This is a genomic window from Halosaccharopolyspora lacisalsi (genome assembly GCF_014137975.1).
Classification (GTDB): domain Bacteria; phylum Actinomycetota; class Actinomycetes; order Mycobacteriales; family Pseudonocardiaceae; genus Halosaccharopolyspora; species Halosaccharopolyspora lacisalsi.
On the sequence record NZ_JACGWZ010000004.1, the window covers coordinates 108,239 to 127,532 of the forward strand.

A 19,294-nucleotide genomic window follows, 5' to 3' on the forward strand; every position below is an offset into this window, starting at 1 on the left:
CGTCCCAGTTCTCCACGTCCCAGTCCTCCACATCCGAGTTCTCCACCATCGACACCGATCCCGTTGAGGGCATCGAGGTCGACCCCGTCCCCTCGCAAGCTCCCTCGACGGGCGAGATGGAGCGGGTCGAACGTGCGTCCCTGCGCCGTGTGCCGGGGCTGTCCACCGAACTCACCGACGTCACCGAGGTCGAGAACCGGCAACTGCGACTGGAGCGGGTCGTGCTCGTCGGCGTGTGGACCGAGGGCAACTCGGAGCAGGCCGAGGCTTCGCTGGCCGAACTGGGCCGCTTGGCCGAGACCGCCGGTTCGGAGGTTCTCGAGGGCCTCGTACAGCGCCGTGACCGGCCGGATCCCGCCACCTACGTCGGTTCCGGCAAGGTTCGTGAACTGCGTGACGTCGTGGTGGCCACCGGTGCCGATTCCGTGGTCTGCGACGGTGAGCTCGCTCCCGGCCAGCTTCGCCAGCTCGAGGAGAAGATCCAGGTCAAGGTCGTCGACCGTACGGCGCTGATCCTCGACATCTTCGCCCAGCACGCGAGTTCCAAGGAGGGCAAGGCCCAGGTCGAGCTGGCGCAACTGCAGTACTTCCTACCCCGCCTGCGCGGTTGGGGTGCGAAGATGTCGCGGCAGTCCGGCGGCGGTTCCGGTGGCGTCGGTAACCGCGGTCCCGGCGAGACGAAGCTGGAGACCGACCGTCGACGGGTGCACAAGCGAATCACCAAGCTCCGCAAGGAGCTCGAGGGGATGCGCACGATCCGCGACACCAAACGCTCCCAGCGAGTGGCCAACGCCGTCCCGAGCGTGGCCATCGCCGGTTACACCAACGCGGGCAAGTCCAGCCTGCTCAACGCCATGACCAATACGGGAGCGCTCGTCGAGGACGCCTTGTTCGCGACACTGGATCCCACCACGCGGCGCACGTCGACACCCGACGGTCGGAACTACACCCTCGTGGACACGGTCGGTTTCGTCCGGCACCTGCCGCACCAGCTCGTCGAGGCCTTCCGCTCCACCCTCGAGGAAGTCACCGGCGCGGACCTGCTGGTACACATCGTGGACGGTTCGGACGCCACACCGCACGAGCAAGTGTCCTCGGTACGCGATGTCATCAGGGATATCGCCGAGGAGCACGGGCAACCGATGCCACCGGAGTTGCTGGTGGTGAACAAGACCGACGCGGTCAGCGCCACCCGTAGGGCCGAACTCGGCAGGCTGATGCCGTCCGCAGTCTTCGTCTCCGCGCACGGCGGCGAGGGGATCGACTCTCTTCGCGAGACCATCGCGAACCTGCTGCCGCGTCCCGACGTGTTCGTCGACGCTCTGGTTCCCTACACCAGGGGTGAACTCGTTTCACGAGTGCACTCCGAGGGCGAGCTGGTCGACGAGGAGTACACGGCCGACGGCACCCATGTCCGGGCCAAGGTGCGGGTGGATCTGGCGCACGCGCTCGAACCGTTCGTGGGAGTGGGGTGACCCGGGTTCCTCGAGGAGCTCTTCTCACCGCCACGGCATTGCTGATGTGGCCATCGGCAGCCACTGCCGGAACCGCCCCGAACCTGCCCTCGCCGGCCGAGCGGTGCCGCATGAGCGAGGGGGTATCGCCCGAGTTGTCGGGAATGGCCGCCGACGGCGACTCCTGGTACGTGGTGGAGGACGGGGGTAGTTCCCTGCGGGTCCACGTACTCGATCCGCGGGACTGTTCCGTGCGTGCGCTCCGCGCGGCGCGGACCAACCCCTACGACGTCGAGGACATGGCACTGGCCGACAACGGTGATGTCTGGCTCGGTGACACGGGGGACAATGACCTCCACCGGAAAACCGTCGCCCTGCACCGGATGACGCCGGACTCCGGGGCCGAGCTGTACCGGCTGACCTATCCCGACGGCCCGCATGACGCGGAAGCCTTGCTGCTCGGGCCGACCGGAGTGCCGTACATCATCACGAAGGACCCGCTCGGGACGGCTGGAATCTACCGCCCGGCCGCCGAGCTGGTGTCGGGGCAGACCGCACCGTTGGAACAAGTCGGTTCGCTGCGAATGCGTTCGACCGATACTTCCGGTGGACCACTTCCGTCCGGATTCGGTTCGGTCACCGTGACGGGAGCGGCGATGAGCGCCGACGAGACGGTGGTCGCGGTTCGCACCTACACCGACGCGTACTTGTACCCCGTTCCGGCAGGTGACGTCCTGGCCGCGCTGAAGCGGGAACCGCTGCGGATTCCACTGCCGAACGAGCCGCAGGGGGAAGCGATCGCACTGAGTCCTGACGGCACCTTGCTCTCCGCTTCCGAAGACCAGCAGTCGATTCGTGCCGTGCCGGGTGCCGTCGCGGCGGCGAATTCCTTCGGCGGATCCCACACTCCGCCATCGCCCCGAGGTTCCAGCGACCGTGAGCCCAGCGAACCCGGTGCTGTGGGGCAACGGGAATCGCGAGAAACCTCGTTCGGGAGAACACTGCTTTTCGCCGGTGCGCTGGCTGCCGCCATCGTCGTGATCACCGGTGTGTTCCGGCGCCGGAAGCGATGAAGCATTCGGTGGAGGAACACGGGAGGCTGGTCTCACCGAGTTGGTGAGGCCTGTGGGGTCACAGGCGGCGCAGTACTGCCACGACCTTGCCCAGCACGGTCGCCTCGTCCCCCAGAATCGGCTCGTAGGCGTTGTTGTGCGGCACCAACCAGACGTGGTCCTCGGTGCGTTTGAAGGTCTTGACCGTGGCCTCGCCCTCGATCATGGCTGCCACGACATCACCGTTGTCGGCATCGGGTTGTTGGCGCACCGCCACCCAGTCACCGTCGGTGATGGCCAGATCGACCATGGAATCACCGACGACCTGAAGCAGGAATAGCGCCCCCTCACCCACGATCTCCTTGGGGAGTGGAAAGACTTCGTCGATCGATTCCTCGGCGAGGATCGGCCCACCCGCAGCGATCCGCCCCACGACCGGAACATAGGCGGGATTCGCCTGCCCGGCGATTTCGGGATCCGCGTTGTTGCCGTCCGTGACCAGCACTCCCACTGTGCGGGGGCGGTGCGCGTCACGCTTGAGGTATCCCTTCCGCTCGAGCACCCTGAGTTGGTAAGCGACCGAGGAGGTCGAGGTCAGACCGACCGCATTACCGATCTCGCGGACACTCGGCGGATAGCCGTGGGCGCGCATCCATTCCCGGATCGCGTCCAGAACCTTGCGCTGGCGTTCGCTGAGTTCCTCGGTGGAACCCTGCTGAGTGGGCAGGACGGATACCTCGGCCGGTGTGTCCTCGGCACCGCTCACCCGGTCCTCCAGCGAATCGGTAGCATTACTGGTCACCACTGCCTCCCGTTGACGCGAACCGCACCGGCGTCGGTGCACGGTTTCCACGGTAGAGGTCACCCTGATGAAGATCAAACACCAGTTCGAGTGAATTTACGGTGTTTTGGTGTATTCGGAGCGTGTTCATGATACAGCTTCGCATGCGTGTTCGATCGAACACAAATTCGATCTCGCTGCGTCGTGGGAGGCGTCATGGGCAGATACACCGAAGCGGGAAACGACTCCGGTCCTTCGCGTCGGGGTGGTTCCGCGTGTCGTGGCGGCACGCACTCGGCGCTCGGGGCCATCGCGCCCGAGTCGTGTGCGCGCGGTAGCCTGCCGGCTCGGCGAGGAGGGGCGCCACGCCGTGCCGACCTCGTCGAGCAGGGCTTTCGTGGATCTCGTGAGACTTTCGGTGCCGCGCCTTCGCGCGGGGCGGCCGAGTGGGGGTGGCTCGCCGCCGCGGCCGTGTTCAGCTTTCTGCTGGTCCTGTTGGTGGGGTTGGTCGGCACGCGTCCCGGGGTTGATCCGAGCCCCGCGGCCCCGCCCCCGGGGGCGGTCGTGCCGTGGTGAGTCGGCCTCGTGCCGGTGCCGGCGGAGGCGGCACGCGCGTGCCGTGCCGGTTTGCCTCCCGTTCGGGGGCGGATTAGAGTCGGACACAACATCTAGTAGTTTCACAGCTGTAATTACTCCACAGGTTGGGTTTGAGTAGTGTTCGGGTGTCTACGCCCGGTAGCTGGTCGAGCGAGGCGGCGGGGTCGGCGGTGTTCGCGGGAAAGGGGGTGTACCGGTGCGGTGTCCGTTCTGCCGAGGTGATGACTCCAAGGTCGTCGACTCGCGCGAGGTCGAAGAGGGTCAGGCCATTCGCCGCAGGCGGTCCTGTTCGGAGTGCGGTAGCAGGTTCACCACGATCGAGGAACTCGTTCTGACGGTGGTCAAGCGCTCCGGAGTCACGGAGCCCTTCAGTCGCGACAAGGTCGTTCGGGGGGTGCGCCGGGCGTGCCAGGGACGGCCGGTCGAGGACGACGCGCTCCAACAGCTCGCCCATCGGGTGGAGGACGCCATCCGTTCGTTGGGGCTGTCCGAGGTGCCCAGCCACGAGGTGGGGCTGGCCATCCTCGGTCCCCTCCGCGATCTGGACGAGGTGGCCTACCTGCGGTTCGCCAGCGTGTATCGCTCCTTCTCCTCGGTGGAGGACTTCGAGAAGGAGATCGCGGACCTGCGGACCGTCGGCGACGGCTACGCCGAGTGAAACGAGAGTGTCAGTGGGTAAGTCGCGTGGGCGCGCTCGCAGCGCCACCGGGGGGAAGAAGCGGCAGCGTCAGGCCTTGCGGGGGCCTGGTCAAGACGGGATGCGGCCGAACCGGACGGGGAGCCCGGACGGGGGCAAGGCAGGACGAGCGAGTGACAAGGGAGAGGGTCAGGCCATGACAGAGACCGTCGGTAACCCGGCCGCGGCGGGGAAACCCGAGGACGAGGGAACGAACCGGGGAATCCGGGTGCCGCGCGTCCACACGACGGAGGGGGTGCATCCCTACGACGAGGTGACGTGGGAGTCACGCGACGTGGTGATGACCAACTGGCGCGACGGCACGGTCAACTTCGAGCAGCGGGGTGTGGAGTTCCCCGAATTCTGGTCGTTGAACTCGGTGAACATCGTGACCAGCAAGTACTTCCGCGGAGCGCTGGGCACGCCGGAGCGGGAGAGCAGCCTGCGTCAGCTCATCGACCGGGTTGTCAAGACCTACGTGCGCAACGGCGTGGAGTACGGGTACTTCGCCACCGAGAACGACGCCGAGGTCTTCGAACACGAGCTGACCTGGATGCTGCTGCACCAGGTGTTCAGCTTCAACTCGCCGGTCTGGTTCAACGTCGGTACCGAGTCCGCGCAGCAGGTCTCGGCGTGTTTCATCCTGTCGGTGGACGACACGATGGAGTCGATCCTCGACTGGTACAAGGAAGAGGGACTGATCTTCAAGGGCGGTTCCGGCGCCGGGCTCAACCTGTCGCGGATCCGTTCCTCCAAGGAGTTGCTGTCCTCCGGCGGCACCGCCTCCGGTCCGGTGTCGTTCATGCGCGGTGCCGACGCCTCGGCGGGCACCATCAAGTCCGGCGGGGCGACCCGTCGCGCGGCCAAGATGGTGGTGCTCGACGTCGACCACCCCGACGTCGACGAGTTCATCGAGACCAAGTCGAAGGAAGAGCACAAGATCCGCGCTCTGCGCGATGCCGGTTTCGACGTGGACCTCGGCGGCGCCGACATGTCCTCGGTGCAGTACCAGAACGCGAACAACTCGGTTCGCGTCACCGACGAGTTCATGCGCTCGGTGGAGAGCGACGGGAAGTTCGGGCTGCGTGCTCGTACCGACGGTTCCGTGATCGAGACCGTTCGGGGCAGGGACGTCTTCCAGAAGATGGCCAGGGCCGCGTGGGAGTCGGCCGATCCCGGCATCCAGTACGACGACACGATCAACGACTGGCACACCAGCCCGGAAAGCGGCCGGATCACGGCCTCCAACCCCTGCTCGGAGTACCTGCACCTGGACAACTCCAGCTGCAACCTGGCCTCGCTGAACCTGATGAAGTTCCTGCGGGACGACCTGACCTTCGACGCGGAGCTGTTCGAAAAGACCGTCGAGCTCGTCATCATGGCGATGGACATCTCGATCTGCTTCGCCGACTTCCCGACTCAGGCCATCGGCGACACCACGCGCAGCTTCCGTCAGTTGGGCATCGGTTACGCCAACCTGGGCGCGCTGTTGATGGCCACCGGTCACGCCTACGACTCCGACGGTGGCCGTGCGCTGGCGGCGTCCATCACGTCCCTGATGACGGGAACGGCCTACAAGCGTTCCGCCGAGCTGGCCGGTGCCGTCGGTGCCTACGACGGCTACGCGCGCAACGCGGACTCCCATCAGCGCGTGATGCGCAAGCACGCTGCGGCCAACGACCTGGTGCGGACGTACCACCACAATGATGTCGCCGTGCACCGGTTGGCCACCAAGGTCTGGCAGGAGAGCCTGGAGATCGGCGCTCGCAACGGTTGGCGCAACGCACAGGCTTCGGTGCTGGCACCGACCGGCACCATCGGTCTGATGATGGACTGCGACACGACCGGCGTCGAACCGGACCTGGCACTGGTCAAGTTCAAGAAGCTGGTCGGTGGCGGTTCGATGCAGATCGTCAACCAGACGGTGCCGCGGGCGCTGCGAGCCCTGGGGTACCAGGAGGAGCAGATCGAGGCGATCGTGGAGTACATCGCCGAGTACGGTCACGTGATCGACGCTCCCGGACTGCGGCCGGAGCACTACGAGGTGTTCGACTGCGCGATGGGTGAGCGCTCGATCGCTCCGATGGGGCACGTGCGCATGATGGCGGCGGTGCAGCCGTTCATCTCCGGCTCGATCTCCAAGACGGTCAACATGCCGGAAGAGGCCACCGTGGCCGATGTCGAGGAGATCTACTTCGAGGGCTGGCGGCTCGGTCTGAAGGCGTTGGCGATCTATCGCGACAACTGCAAGGTCGGTCAGCCGCTGTCGGCGGGCAAGTCGGGCAAGGGCGACGACAAGGCCGCCGAGAAGCAGATCGAGTACCGTCCGGTCCGCAAGCGACTGCCGAAGAAGCGTCCCAGCGAGACCATCTCCTTCACCGTGGGTGGTGCCGAGGGGTACTTGCACGCCGGTTCCTACCCCGACGACGGATTGGGCGAGATCTTCGTCAAGCTCGGCAAGCAGGGTTCCACCCTGGCCGGTGTCATGGACGCCTTCTCGATGTCGATCTCGGTCGGTTTGCAGTACGGCATTCCGCTGGAGTTCTACGTATCCAAGTTCCAGAACGTGCGCTTCGAACCCGCCGGGATGACCGACGATCCCGACGTGCGCATGGCCAGCAGTGTGCTCGACTACCTGTTCCGCAGGCTGGCGCTGGACTACCTGTCCTACGAGAAGCGGGCGCAGCTGGGCATCTTCACCATCGACGAGCGCAACGCGCAGGCAGCCGAGTACGATTCCGGGCCCGCTGCCGGCGGTGCCGAGCTCGACACCATGCGCTCCACGGTGGACTCCTCGTCCGACTCCTCCCGGTCCGGCGGTGAGGACAACCAGGCGGTGGGGAGTTCGACCGAGCTGATGGAACTGAGGTTGGGCAAGGCCGCGGACGCACCGCTGTGCATGACCTGCGGCACCAAGATGCGTCCTTCCGGTGCCTGCTACCTGTGCGAGGGATGCGGGGCCACTTCCGGCTGCAGCTGATTCGCGGTCACCGGGTAACCGAAGTGGACCACGGCGGGGAGTCGACGGAAGTCGGCTTCCCGCCGTTCGTCGTGGGGGGCAGTGCCGCGTCACCCGATTCGTCGAATGGCGAGAAAACGCCGTGCGCAGTGATTGACATCCTCGCCCGGGCGGTCAACGCTGGACGACATTGACTTGTCGTCGGCTCCCCGGGACAGCGCATGTGGCGTGTTCGAACGATCCTGCTCGCGACGGTGACCGCACTTCTCTCGACAGGGTTACCGGCCGCGGCCGCTCCGCCCGGCCCGGTGTTCGACAACGGTGCGGCCCAGCCGGTTTTCGATCCGAGCAGCGCGATACGCGAAAGTGCTTTTGTCCGGGCTCCCGTGGACAGTGACCACGACGGCAGATCCGACCGGGTGCACGTTCAGGTGGTCCGTCCGAAGGCGACCGAACGAGGTTTGGACGTTCCGGTCGTTTATCGGGCCAGTCCGTATTACGCGGGACTGAACGACGTCGCCAACCACGGTGTGGACAGGGAGCTCTACGCGCCGGGACGACCGGGTTCGACGTCGGGTTCCGGTCGGTCGAGCGAACGAGCCGGTGACGAACGGCTGGCGATGGCGGGCGGGAGCGCCGCCGCGATCAGTTGGCCTTACGAGGAATACCTGCTCGCGCGTGGCTACGCGGTGGTCTACGCCGAATCGCTCGGGAGCGGGGCCTCCACCGGTTGCCCCACCTCGGGGGGCCGCAACGAGACGATCGGCGCTCGTTCGGTGATCGACTGGCTGAATTCGCGGGCACCCGCCCGGGACGGCGCGGGCAACCCGGTAGCGGCCGACTGGACGACGGGTGAGGTCGCCATGATGGGAGTGTCCTACAACGGCACGCTGCCGAACGCGGTGGCGGCCACCGGGGTCGAGGGCCTGGAAGCGATCGTGCCGATCGGCGCGATCTCGAGCTGGTACGACTACTACCGAGCCGACGGAGCGGTGGTCGCGCCCGGTGGCTATCAGGGTGAGGACACCGACGTCCTGGCCAAGGCCGTGCACACCAACGACGCGGACTGTCGTCGGGAGATCGCGCGGCTTTCCGCGAAGCAGGACCGCCGCACAGGCGATTACAACGCTTTCTGGGACGAGCGCAACTACCTCGACGACGCCGACGAGGTGGAAGCCGCTGTGCTCATGGCCCACGGGCTCAACGACTGGAACGTCAAGACGAAGCAGGCCGCTCAGTGGTACGAGGCGCTACGGGAGAACGGCGTCGCGCACAAGATCTGGTGGCACCAGTCCGGTCACACGGATCCGATCACGCTGCGCAAGGACGAGTGGTTGCGCACGGTGAATCGCTGGTTCACCCGCTATCTCCACGGCGTGCAAAACGGTGTCGAGCGGGAATCGAGGGCCACGATTCAGCGGGAGGACTCCAGTTGGACCCGGGAGCCGGAGTGGCCCGCTCCGCGAGCGCACGAGGTGCCGCTGAAACCGTCGTCGGGCGGTGACCAGCGTGGGGGGCTGAGCGTGTCCGCACGGGGCGACCGCGATGTGACCGAGGTGTTGCGGGACGACGCGAGCAAGCGCGCGGAAAAGCTGGCGGCGGCGCCGAGTTCCCCCCACCGGTTGGCTTATTTCACCGGGCCGTCGGCTGAGCCGGTGCGCATCAGCGGGACCGTGAGCGCCGACCTCGCGCTGTCGTTCGACCGGCGAGCGGCGAACGTGACCGCGATGTTGGTGGACCTGGCTCCGGACGGGACGACGACCCCGATCACTCGTGGTTGGACCGATCCGCAGAATCGGCACTCGCTCGACCGGACATCGCCGATTCGGCCCGGTCGTCAGTACCGGATCGGTGTGCGGATGATGCCCGACGACTACGTGCTTCCCACCGGACACAGGCTGGGGCTCGTGGTGCTTTCCAGCGATCACGAGTTCACGCTCCGCCCGGATCCCGGCACGAGGTTGAGCCTGGACCTGGGAGCCAGTCGTGTGCGCGTGCCGGTGGTGGGTTCGGTTCGGCAGTGGCGCTGATCCCGCGGAGCGGAGCGCGCTCGGGAGGTTCGCATGCACCGGCGTCGTGGCGGGATCGGCGTGAAACTCCTGACCACGGTGGTGGTCGGTATCGTGTTGCCGAGCGTGCTCCCGGCACCCAGCGCCGCTCCCGGGGCCGAGGCCGCACCGCTGGGGCCGCCCCCTGTCGAGGGGACGGCGTCCTCGGAGCGTGCGGGGGCGGTCGGTGTTCGGCCGTCCGGGGCGAATGATCGTTCCACAGTGCTCGGAGGAATCGAGACCGGGAGCACGACCTCCGAGGTCGCTGCCGGCCTGCACCTGACGGAGTTCGACCGATTCGGCCCCCGCGGGTGGCTTCGGGGAGACGTGCTCGCGGCCGACCTCGCCGACCCCGCGTTGCACGCGCGATATCTGCATCCCGGTAAGGCGAGCGAACGAGCGTCGTTGTCGCGTCAGGCGGCCCGAACCGGTGCGGTGGCCGGGGTCAACGGGGACTTCTTCGACATCGGCGCGACCGGTGCTCCGGTGGGAGTCGGTATCGCCAACGGCGAGTTGTTGCACGCGTCCTCCGGGGAAAACGAGCGCGTCGCGGCGGTCGGTGAGCGTGTCGGTCGGTTGATGCGCGTGTTCCTGGACGCGGAGATCACCCGAGCTGACGGTTCCGTGCTGCCAGCCACCGACCTGAACTCACCGGAGGTGGCTCCGGACGGCATCGGGGTGTACACGTCCTTCTGGGGCACGGCGTCCCGGTCGAGCGCGGTCGAAGGGGCCCGGCGTGTCACAGAGATCGAGGTGTCGGGTGGTGTGGTGCGCGCGGTGCGTGACGCTCCGGCCCCGGGGTCGATACCGACCGGAGCGGTACGTCTTCTCGGGGTGGGAGCAGGTGCCGAGGCATTGGCCTCGATGAGCGCGGGGGAGCGGGTCGACGTGCGGTACCGGCCCCGCACCCGAGGAGCCGTGCCACGCGTGGCAGTGGGTGGTAACAAGGTGCTGTTGCGCGACGGTGTCGTACAGTCCGTCGACGACACGACCATGCACCCGCGCACGGCGGTGGGGTTCTCGGCGGACGGCGAGCGTATGTGGTTGGTTACCGTCGACGGTCGTCAGGCACGCAGCCGGGGGATGACCGAGCGTGAACTAGCGGTGCATTTGAAGTCGTTGGGAGCCGACGACGCCCTCAACCTCGATGGGGGCGGCTCCTCGACCCTGGTCGCGCGGGAACCCGGGGACAGCGCGGTCGGGGTGCGAAATTCGCCTTCGGCGGGTCGGCAGCGTCCGGTACCCAATGGAATCGGCTTCGCTACCGCACCCGGCAGTGGAAGGTTGCGGGATTTTCGGGTGGAAGCGGGTGCCGGCGATGACCACGGTGATCGTGTACTGACCGGTCTGACCCGCGGTCTCCGTGCTTATGGCCACGACGAGACCGGAGATCCCGTCGCGGCGACTCCGCGGTGGACGGTGTCCCCTCCCGGAGCCGGTCGCATCGACCCGATCTCGGGCGGTGCCGTGTTCCGTGCCGAGCGTCCCGGACCGGCACGGGTGACCGCCACCCGTGGTGGTGTCGCCGGTGAAACCGGGCTGACCGTGCTCGGTCCTCCGGTGCGGCTGTCCACCAGCACCGAACGACTGCGGCTGGACCATCGTCACGACCGAGGCCGTTTCCGGGTGATCGGCTACGACGACGAGGGGTTTCACACCCGGGTACGACCCGCCGACGTGCAGTTGCGGTACGATCCGCGACTCCTGCGCGTCAGTCCTGATCGCGACGGGTTCGTGGTGACCGCTCTGGCCCCCTCCGCGGCTACGGTGATCACGGCGAGAGTCGGGGACCTGGTGACGCGGGTGGGAGTGGCGGTGGGCTCGCGTCCGGAGCGGTTGTCGGCGATGGACGAGGTTCGTGGTTGGCGTACCAGCGTCCACCCGCAGCAGGTGCGCGCGCGGTTGAGCGAGGCAGCAGGACGTGCCGGAACACCGGGATTGGCGCTCGACTACTCGCTCAGCGGCACGACCGCGACCCGTGCCGCCTACGTCGACGCCGACCCGAGCCTGCGGTTGCCGGAAGGTACCCGCAAGCTCGGCGGCTGGGTCAACGGGGACGGACACGGTGGTTGGCTGAGATTCACCGTGGTCGACGAGGCCGGTGTGGCCACGACGGTGGACCTCGCTCGACACGTGGACTGGACCGGTTGGCGCTACGTCGAGGCACCACTGCCGGCGGAGCTGAGTGGTGAGCTGCGATTGCGGCGGCTCTACGTCGTGGAACCGGACCCGGACCGTCAGTACCGGGGGCGGCTGGTGTTCGACGATCTGACCGCATCGGTGTCCCCACCCGTTCGCGTTCCGCAGTCGCCTGCCGTCGAGGCCGATGCGGTGGTGGAGGACGGGACCTGCCCGTCCGCGGCGAATCGCGTGGCAGTGGTCAGCGATGCCCAGTTCACCGCAGCGGATCCGAACGGATGGTTGGTCCGGCGGGCACGACGGTCCTTGCGGCAGGCGGTGGCCGCCGATCCCGACATGATCGTCATCAACGGCGACTTCGTCGATCGTGGCACGGCCGCCGACTTCGACCTGGCGCGTCGCGTCGTCCGCCAGGAAGTCGGTGATCGGGTGCCGTGGGTCTACGTACCGGGCAACCACGAAACCTACGGACCCGGTGATCTCGGGGAGTTCACGGCCGAGTTCGGGCGTGGTCACGGGGTCGTCGACAGCGGAGGGACCCGGTTCGTGACGCTCGACTCCTCGCGCGGCTCGCTGCGAGCGAGCGGATTCGACCAGATCACGATGCTGCGCCGTGCGCTGGATGGCGCCGTGGGAGACCCGTCGATCACCTCGGTCGCGGTGTTTCGGCACCACCCCGACGAGGACCCCACTCCCGCTGACTCCTCGGAGCTGTCGGATCCGCTGGAGGCCGATCTCGTGACCGAGTGGCTCACCGAGTTCGAGCGTGCGAGCGGGAAACCGGCGGTCTCGGTCGCCGCGCACGCGGGTACTTTCCACGCCACGACCGTGGACGGAGTGCCCCACTTGATCAACGGCAACGCGGGGAAGACACCGTCGACCGCCTCCGATGACGGTGGGTTCACCGGCTGGAGCCTGCTGTGTCTGTCACCGACGGACGAACGCCGGCCGATTCGTTGGCAACCACGTCCGTACGTCGACAAGCTGCGCATCGACGCTCCGGAACATGTCACGGTCGGGTCTCGGCAGCGAGTCACGGCCGAGCTCGTGCAAGGCGAGCGGACGATTCCGGTTTCCTACCCGGTCGGTGCCGACTGGTGGGGGGGTTCCAACCTGCACGTGGGGGTTCCCGAGGACGCCTCCCCCCGGGACGTGGCCGCGTTCGACCCGGGTACGGGCTTGCTGACGGCGCTGCACCCCGGTAGCGCCGAACTCGGCGTCACGGTGAACGCGGTGACGCGGCAGGTGCGTGTCGCGGTCTCCCGGGGATGAGGCGAATTCCGAGTTGTTCACAAGCACCACGGGTGTCCCCAGGTTGTCGACTTCGCCCTGTTATTCCACGGCAATGCCGCTGATCGTGGAAGTATGACGACAACACCGCTGCACAGCACGATCACACTGACCGACCCCGGAGAAGTCCTCGCGGCCGTTCCCCACATGGTGGGTTTCCGTCCGACTGACTCGATCGTGTTCATCGTGGTGGACCGGCAAGCACAGCGGCTCGGGATGACGTTGCGCGTCGATCTTCCCCCGCTCGACAGGGTGAACGATTTCGTCGAACACGTGGTGCACGGTCCGATGGGCAACCAGCACGTCGATGCGGTGATCATGGCCGTTGTCGGCGGCTCGTCCGGAGACTCCGCTACCGAGGGCGCACCGGATGTCGCCGGTCCGGGGGAGGCCGCGTCTCCACCGGCCTCCACCCCACCGTGTTCGGAGCTGGTCGGGATGCTTCGCGACGAGTTCGGCGACATGGGGTCGCCGGTGCTCCACGCCGTCTGGACGCCGCGGATCCGGGCGGAAAGCCCGTGGTGGTGCTACGGCGATGGTCGTACCGGAAAGGTCCCCGACCCGGACACGTCGCCACTGGCGGCGGCCATGGCGGTGGCGGGGGTGGTGACCTTCGAATCGCGGGAGGATCTCGCCGCCCTGCTGACTCCCGAGGGCGAGGAGAGCATCGCGCGGCGCTCGGCGCGGCTGGACGCGATGTACGAGGACATCGAGCAGGAAAGGGTCTGCGCCGGCGGATCACCCGAAGCGGATGTGCGGATCGTCTTGGCGGCGATTCGCCGAACGGCCGATGGCGCCGCGCTGACCGAGGAGGACATGCTCCGCGTGCTGATCGCGCTGTCGGACGCCCGTGTCCGGGACCTGGCGTTGGGCACCTGTCGCACCAGCCTGGCGACGGCGGCCGAACAACTCTGGATCACGTTGGTACGCCGGGCGCCCGCTCCGGAAGTGGCCGATGTGGCCGCTCTGCTGGCGTTCTCGGCCTACGTGCGGGGTGACGGCGCGCTGGCGGGAATCGCTCTGGAACGCGTCGAGGAGTCGCGACCCGAGCACAGTCTGGGGACGCTGTTGCGGAAGGCACTGGGAGCGGGGCTCCCGCCGTCCGATCTCGAAGTCGCCATCGTCGACGCGGCCCGTGATGCTCAGCTCCTCATCGACGAGGACGGTGCCCGGTGACCCGGCAGCGTGCTTCACTGCCGGGCGCGTGCGAATTCCCAGGCGTCGATCACGATCCGACTGAGTTGGGAGCGTACGGGTTGCCACCCCAGCTCCTGCTGCGCGCGCGTGCTGGCGGCCACCAGCGATGCCGGATCGCCCTCCCGTCGTGGAGCGACCAGAGCGGGGATGGGGTGTCCCGTGACCTCGCGGCAGGCATCGACCACCTGCTTGACGGAAAACCCCGTGCCGTTGCCGAGATTGTAGATACCGTGCTGGTTCGGTTGGGCCTGCTCGAGTGCGAGCAGGTGCGCATCGGCGAGGTCGGTGACATGGATGTAGTCACGTACGCACGTGCCGTCCTCCGTCGGCCAGTCGTCACCGAACATCTGGACCTGCTCCCGCAGGCCGAGAGCGACCTGCAGCACGATGGGAATCAGGTGGGTCTCCACGGTGTGCCGCTCTCCGAACGCGCCGTATGCTCCGGCGACGTTGAAGTAGCGCAGGCTCGTGGCGGCCATTCCGTAGGCGGTCGCGTAGGAGGTGATCGCCTGGTCGATCGCGAGTTTCGTGGCACCGTAGGTGTTGGTCGGGCGAGTCGCGGCGCTCTCCGGAATCGGGACCGTATCCGGTTCGCCGTAGACGGCGGCGGTGGAGGAGAACACCAGGCGGGGAGTGCGGTGTGTGCGCATGGCCTCCAGCAGTGCCAGCGTGGTCACCACGTTGCCCCACCAGTACTTCGACGGGTCCTGCATGGACTCACCGACCAGCGATTTGGCGGCGAAGTGCAGCACGCCGTCGAAACCCTCGGCCAGCAGGGCCGCGGCCGACTCGGCGATGTCGGCTTGGACGAATCGACATCCGTCCGGGACGGCGTCGGCGTGGCCGGTGGACAGGTCGTCGACCACGACGACCTCGTGCCCCGACTCGTGCAGGCGTGCCGCGCACACGCTGCCGACATATCCCGCTCCGCCCGTCACGAGGAGCTTCACCCGACTACCGCCTTTCTCCGAGGAGCGTCGTCGCGAACGGGGTCATCGTCCGCGACCGTCGCCCGTTGCCCGGGCATGGTGATGGTGCTACAGGTCGCGTCCTGCTCCGGCTGCCGCGACGGTGGTGAACAACCGGGGTGTGGCCAGGTTCCGCTGCTCGAACGCCTCGAGCACGGCCCGTTCGACGGCGGTCCGATCCTGCGACCGAACCAGGGCGATGGCCGAGCCGCCGAATCCGCCGCCGGTCATACGAGCCCCCACCGCTCCCGACGTGAGTGCGGCATCGACGGCGACGTCCAGCTCTTCGCAGGAAATACGGTAGTCGTCGCGCATACTCACGTGCGAGGCCGTCATCAGGTCCCCGATCGAGGTGGGGGACGCCGTGCGCAGCTTCTCCACGGTCGCCAGGACACGGTCGTTCTCGGTGACGACGTGCCGTACCAGGGGACGAAGATCCTCGGGCAGCCGTGCCAGGGTGTCTTCCAGATCCGTCGCCGTGACGTCCCGCAGTGCCCTGAGCTCCAACAGCTCCGCGGCACGTTCACAGCCCCGCCTGCGCTCTCCGTACCCCGACTCGCTGTGCGCATGGTTGGCCCGAGTGTCGATCACCAACAGCTCCAGGCCGGCGCTGTCGAGGTCGAAGGGAATCTGTTCGGTCTCACCGGAACGAACGTCGAAAAACAGGGCGTGTGCCTCGGTACAGGCCAGCGATGCCGTCTGGTCCAGGAGTCCGGTCGGAGCTCCCGCGAACTCGTTCTCGGCGCGCTGGGCCCACCGGGCGACCTCGAAAAGACCGGGAGCATCGGTACCGTCGCGTCCGTAGCCGGCGATGTCGAGCAGCGCCAGCGCCGTCGCGCATTCCAGTGCGGCGGAGGAGGACAGTCCCGCCCCCGTCGGGACGTCGCCGACGATGACCAGTTCGGCTCCCGGCAACGCCACACCGGCCTCGCCGAGCACCCAGGCCACGCCCGCGGGATAGGTGGCCCAACCCCGGACAGCTCCGGGAGCGAGATCGTCGAGGGCGATCGGCTCCGACCGTTGCAATCGCCCGTCGTCACCCACGGTCGCCATCGAAAGCAGCCCGTCCGTCCTGGCCGCCACCGCCACCGCTGTGCGGTGCGGCAGCGCGAACGGGAGCACGAACCCGTCGTTGTAGTCGGTGTGCTCGCCGATCAGGTTCACTCGGCCGGGAGCCGACCAGACCCTGTCGGGGGCGTGTCCGTGCTCCTCGGAGAAGGCCTTCGCCGCGCGTGCGCCCGCGCTCATCGAGACCGGACCAGAAGTGCGTGGGCGATGGTCGGTGGCAATTGCGTACTGCCCTCGCTGCCTCGTACTTCGATGGGTTTGTTCGTGCCGACCACCGAGACGATGTCGATGTCGCTGCCCGGCACGACGCCGACGCTCTTGAGCTCACTCATCAGATCGGGATCCAGCTGTACGTGCTCGGCAATACGGCATACCAGGGCACGGCCACCACCGTGGCGGGCGATCTCGTCGACACGCTGCAGGTCGACCTCGGCGGGAGGGGCGGGTTCACCGACGCCCAACTCGTCCAGACCGGGAATCGGGTTGCCGTAGGGCGAGGTCTTCGGGTTGCTCATCAGGGTGACCAGTTTGACCTCCACGGCCTCACTCATCACGTGCTCCCACCGACACGCCTCGCTGTGGACGTGCTCCCACTCGAGGCCGATGACATCGACCAGGAGTCGTTCGGCCAACCGGTGCCTGCGCATGACCTCGATCGCCCGCGCGCGACCCGATTTGGTGAGTTCCAGGTGGCGATCCTCGGCGACGGACAGTAGTCCGTCCCGCTCCATGCGAGCTACTGTCTGACTCACCGTCGGCCCGCTCTGCTCCAACCGCTCCGAAATTCGGGCGCGGAGTGGAACGACGCCTTCCTCCTCGAGTTCGTAGATGGTTTTCAGGTACATCTCGGTGGTATCGATGAGATCGTTCACGCTGGCTCCCCATTCAGTCCACTTCTCAATGCTAGCCGTACCGGGCGACAACCGGTCACTGCCCACGTCCCGCTTTCGATCACCGTGCAGGAAGGCGACACCATGAGTCCTTTGATCACCACAAACGAGCTGGCCGGGATGTTGCGTCGAGAATCGTCGCCGACGGTGCTGGACGTTCGCTGGAGGCTGCAGGGCCCACCGGGTCGCCAGGACTATGAACGGGGTCACCTGCCCGGAGCGGTGTTCGTGGATCTGGACACAGAGCTGGCCGCGCCCTCCTCCGGAGGGGGACGCCATCCGTTGCCCGAGGCTGATGCGCTCGAAGTGACGCTGCGTCGCGCAGGAGTCGACTCGACCCTGCCGGTCGTGATCTACGACGACGGGGACGGATCGGCGGCGGCTCGGGCCTGGTGGCTGCTGCGCTGGGCCGGACACGGCCAGGTGGCGGTACTCGACGGTGGGTACGCCGCCTGGGTGGCCGAGGACAGGCCGGTCACCCAGGAACAACCGCGGCCCGCACCGAGCGATTTTCGGGTCGAGCCGGGACAGCTTCCGGTGGTGGAGGCGGAAGGGGCGGCCCGACTGGCTCGCGAGGGCCTGTTGTTGGACGCGCGGGCCCCGGAGCGGTACCGGGGTGCTCACGAACCGATGGACCCCAGACCCGGCCATGTCCCGGGAGCGGTCAACGCGCCCTTCGCCGAACACGTGAACTCCGCGGGCCGCTGGCGTTCTCCCGCCGAGCTCGCCGATCGGTTCGCGGACCTGGGGGTGACCGGTGACACGCCCGTCGGCGCGTACTGCGGTTCGGGCGTGACCGCGTGTTCGGTGATCCTGGCCCTGGAACAGGCCGGTGTCAGTGGCCCGGACAACCCGCCACGGCTGTACGCCGGTTCGTGGTCGGACTGGGTTTCCGATCCCCGGCGCTCGGCGGCCACGGGGGAGCAGCCGGGATGAACGCGCACTCGTGCTGGGTCGAGCGGCTGTGTGGAACGGCACAAGAAAGGTAGCGTCTCCCCATGGGCAGTGAGTGCGCGGTGTTCTGGGACGAGTCGGTTCTCGGGTACGACCTCGGAGGCGAACACCCGCTGCATCCCGTTCGGTTGGATTTGACCATGCGGCTGGCGCGCTCGCTGGGCGTGCTGGACGGCGTCGAACCGGTAGTACCTTCGCAGGCCACCGACCAGGACCTCGAGCGAGTGCACCGCCCCGACTACATCGACGCCGTTCGTTCGGCCCCCACGGTGGGTCCGGAGGTCGGCCACGGGTTGGGGACGGCCGACAATCCGATCTTCGATCGGATGCACGAGGCGTCCGCACTGATCGCCGGTGGCTCTCGCGGGGCCGCTCAGGAGATCGTGTCCGGTCGGGCCGAGCGGGCGATCAGCATCTCGGGTGGTCTGCATCACGCCATGAGTGATCACGCCGCGGGTTTCTGCATCTACAACGACTGTGCCGTGGCCATCGCCTGGATGTTGGAGCAGGGCTTCGAACGCATCGCCTACCTCGATATCGACGTTCATCACGGTGACGGTGTGCAGGCCGCGTTCGAATCCGATCCCCGAGTGCTGACGATCTCGTTGCACCAGCACCCCCGTACGTTGTGGCCGGGTACCGGTAGCGCGGGCGAGTGCGGTCCCCCCGATGCGGCGGGACGGTCGGTGAACGTCGCGTTGCCCCCGGGCACCGACGACGCAGGGTGGCAGCGTGCCGCACACGCCATCGTGCCGTCGCTGTTGGACTCGTTTCGCCCGCAGGTGCTGGTAACCCAGTGTGGTGCGGATCCGCATCGGGAGGATCCGCTGGCCGATCTCGCCCTGTCGGTGGATGGTCAACGCAGTATCTACCGAACTCTGCGGGAATGGTCCCAGCGATACGCGGGGGGGAAGTGGCTCGTACTCGGAGGGGGTGGCTACTCGCTGTTCCGGGTGGTCCCACGCGCGTGGACGCATCTGTTGGCCACGGTGCTGGATGCCGATCTCGCCCCCGAGACGACCCTGCCGGCGGATTGGATGGCGCACGCCGCCCGAGTGGCCGGTAACACACCTCTGCCCACTTCGATGAGCGACGGCTACGACAGCTCCTTCGTACCGTGGGACGGTGTGACTCACTCATCGGTGGACACCGCTATCCGCGACACTCGCCAGGCCGTGTTCCCCCTGCACGGCCTCGACCCGTTCGACAGTCGTGACTGAG

Annotated in this window: 13 protein-coding genes; 9 read left to right on the top strand and 4 right to left on the bottom strand. The window is 67.5% G+C overall.

Translation table 11 applies throughout. From position 1 onward, the window contains the following. The first annotated feature begins 116 nt into the window (after positions 1 to 116). On the top strand, positions 117 to 1,475 hold the full coding sequence (gene hflX, locus FHX42_RS14625; RefSeq protein ID WP_235987391.1) for a GTPase HflX: 1,359 nt from the start codon (positions 117 to 119) through the stop codon (positions 1,473 to 1,475). A gap of 110 nt (positions 1,476 to 1,585) precedes the next feature. Next, a complete protein-coding gene (locus tag FHX42_RS14630) occupies positions 1,586 to 2,527 on the top strand; it encodes an NHL repeat-containing protein (RefSeq protein ID WP_235987360.1) in 942 nt (313 codons plus the stop codon). A gap of 58 nt (positions 2,528 to 2,585) precedes the next feature. On the opposite strand, the gene lexA is transcribed toward FHX42_RS14630, so the two are convergent. Then, a complete protein-coding gene (gene lexA, locus FHX42_RS14635) occupies positions 2,586 to 3,308 on the bottom strand; it encodes a transcriptional repressor LexA (protein WP_182544952.1) in 723 nt (240 codons plus the stop codon). 772 nt (positions 3,309 to 4,080) lie between these two features. On the opposite strand from lexA, the gene nrdR reads away from it, so the two are divergent. The 5 genes from nrdR (at position 4,081) to FHX42_RS14665 (ending at position 14,172) form a co-directional block, all read left to right on the top strand. Then, the gene (gene nrdR, locus FHX42_RS14645) at positions 4,081 to 4,542 is read left to right on the top strand and encodes a transcriptional regulator NrdR (protein ID WP_182544954.1); all 462 of its coding nucleotides are present in this window, start codon (positions 4,081 to 4,083) and stop codon (positions 4,540 to 4,542) included. 175 nt (positions 4,543 to 4,717) lie between these two features. Beyond that, positions 4,718 to 7,540 (top strand): vitamin B12-dependent ribonucleotide reductase, encoded by a 2,823-nt coding sequence (locus FHX42_RS14650; protein ID WP_182544955.1) that lies wholly within the window; start codon positions 4,718 to 4,720, stop codon positions 7,538 to 7,540. Positions 7,541 to 7,740: 200 nt separating this feature from the next. Further along, the gene (locus FHX42_RS14655) at positions 7,741 to 9,549 is read left to right on the top strand and encodes a Xaa-Pro dipeptidyl-peptidase (protein ID WP_182544956.1); all 1,809 of its coding nucleotides are present in this window, start codon (positions 7,741 to 7,743) and stop codon (positions 9,547 to 9,549) included. A 33-nt stretch (positions 9,550 to 9,582) separates the two neighbouring features. Further along, on the top strand, positions 9,583 to 12,978 hold the full coding sequence (locus tag FHX42_RS14660; protein WP_182544957.1) for a phosphodiester glycosidase family protein: 3,396 nt from the start codon (positions 9,583 to 9,585) through the stop codon (positions 12,976 to 12,978). Between the two features lie 93 nt (positions 12,979 to 13,071). After that, positions 13,072 to 14,172 carry a DUF4192 domain-containing protein gene (locus FHX42_RS14665; RefSeq protein ID WP_182544958.1) on the top strand — a complete coding sequence of 367 codons (1,101 nt, stop codon included), beginning with the start codon at positions 13,072 to 13,074 and terminating at the stop codon, positions 14,170 to 14,172. A gap of 14 nt (positions 14,173 to 14,186) precedes the next feature. Here the strand turns inward: FHX42_RS14665 and galE are convergent, their stop codons facing one another. The 3 genes from galE to FHX42_RS14680 all read right to left on the bottom strand — a co-directional run bounded on the left by galE (position 14,187) and on the right by FHX42_RS14680 (position 17,101). Next, complete coding sequence (gene galE, locus FHX42_RS14670; RefSeq protein ID WP_182544959.1) at positions 14,187 to 15,143, bottom strand: UDP-glucose 4-epimerase GalE; 957 nt, start codon at positions 15,141 to 15,143, stop codon at positions 14,187 to 14,189. Positions 15,144 to 15,230: 87 nt separating this feature from the next. Continuing rightward, a complete protein-coding gene (gene galK / locus FHX42_RS14675; protein ID WP_182544960.1) occupies positions 15,231 to 16,409 on the bottom strand; it encodes a galactokinase in 1,179 nt (392 codons plus the stop codon). Further along, on the bottom strand, positions 16,406 to 17,101 hold the full coding sequence (locus tag FHX42_RS14680) for a metal-dependent transcriptional regulator (RefSeq protein WP_182544961.1): 696 nt from the start codon (positions 17,099 to 17,101) through the stop codon (positions 16,406 to 16,408). Before FHX42_RS14680 ends, galK begins: the two co-directional genes overlap by 4 nt. A gap of 102 nt (positions 17,102 to 17,203) precedes the next feature. Between FHX42_RS14680 and FHX42_RS14685 the strand changes: the two genes are divergently transcribed. Both FHX42_RS14685 and FHX42_RS14690 read left to right on the top strand, forming a co-directional pair. Further along, on the top strand, positions 17,204 to 18,055 hold the full coding sequence (locus FHX42_RS14685) for a sulfurtransferase (RefSeq protein ID WP_182544962.1): 852 nt from the start codon (positions 17,204 to 17,206) through the stop codon (positions 18,053 to 18,055). Positions 18,056 to 18,117: 62 nt separating this feature from the next. Beyond that, positions 18,118 to 19,293 (top strand): acetoin utilization protein AcuC, encoded by a 1,176-nt coding sequence (locus FHX42_RS14690; protein ID WP_182544963.1) that lies wholly within the window; start codon positions 18,118 to 18,120, stop codon positions 19,291 to 19,293. Position 19,294: the final 1 nt, after the last annotated feature.

Excerpts from the sequence above, each read along its gene's own strand:
- hflX (WP_235987391.1), top strand. The coding sequence starts at position 117 with ATGGAGCGGGTCGAACGTGCGTCCCTGCGCCGTGTGCCGGGGCTGTCC.
- FHX42_RS14630 (WP_235987360.1), top strand. The coding sequence starts at position 1,586 with ATGAGCGAGGGGGTATCGCCCGAGTTGTCGGGAATGGCCGCCGACGGC.
- FHX42_RS14650 (WP_182544955.1), top strand. The coding sequence starts at position 4,718 with ATGACAGAGACCGTCGGTAACCCGGCCGCGGCGGGGAAACCCGAGGAC.
- FHX42_RS14655 (WP_182544956.1), top strand. The coding sequence starts at position 7,741 with ATGTGGCGTGTTCGAACGATCCTGCTCGCGACGGTGACCGCACTTCTC.
- FHX42_RS14660 (WP_182544957.1), top strand. The coding sequence starts at position 9,583 with ATGCACCGGCGTCGTGGCGGGATCGGCGTGAAACTCCTGACCACGGTG.
- FHX42_RS14665 (WP_182544958.1), top strand. The coding sequence starts at position 13,072 with ATGACGACAACACCGCTGCACAGCACGATCACACTGACCGACCCCGGA.
- galK (WP_182544960.1), bottom strand. The coding sequence starts at position 16,409 with ATGAGCGCGGGCGCACGCGCGGCGAAGGCCTTCTCCGAGGAGCACGGA.
- FHX42_RS14685 (WP_182544962.1), top strand. The coding sequence starts at position 17,204 with ATGAGTCCTTTGATCACCACAAACGAGCTGGCCGGGATGTTGCGTCGA.
- FHX42_RS14690 (WP_182544963.1), top strand. The coding sequence starts at position 18,118 with ATGGGCAGTGAGTGCGCGGTGTTCTGGGACGAGTCGGTTCTCGGGTAC.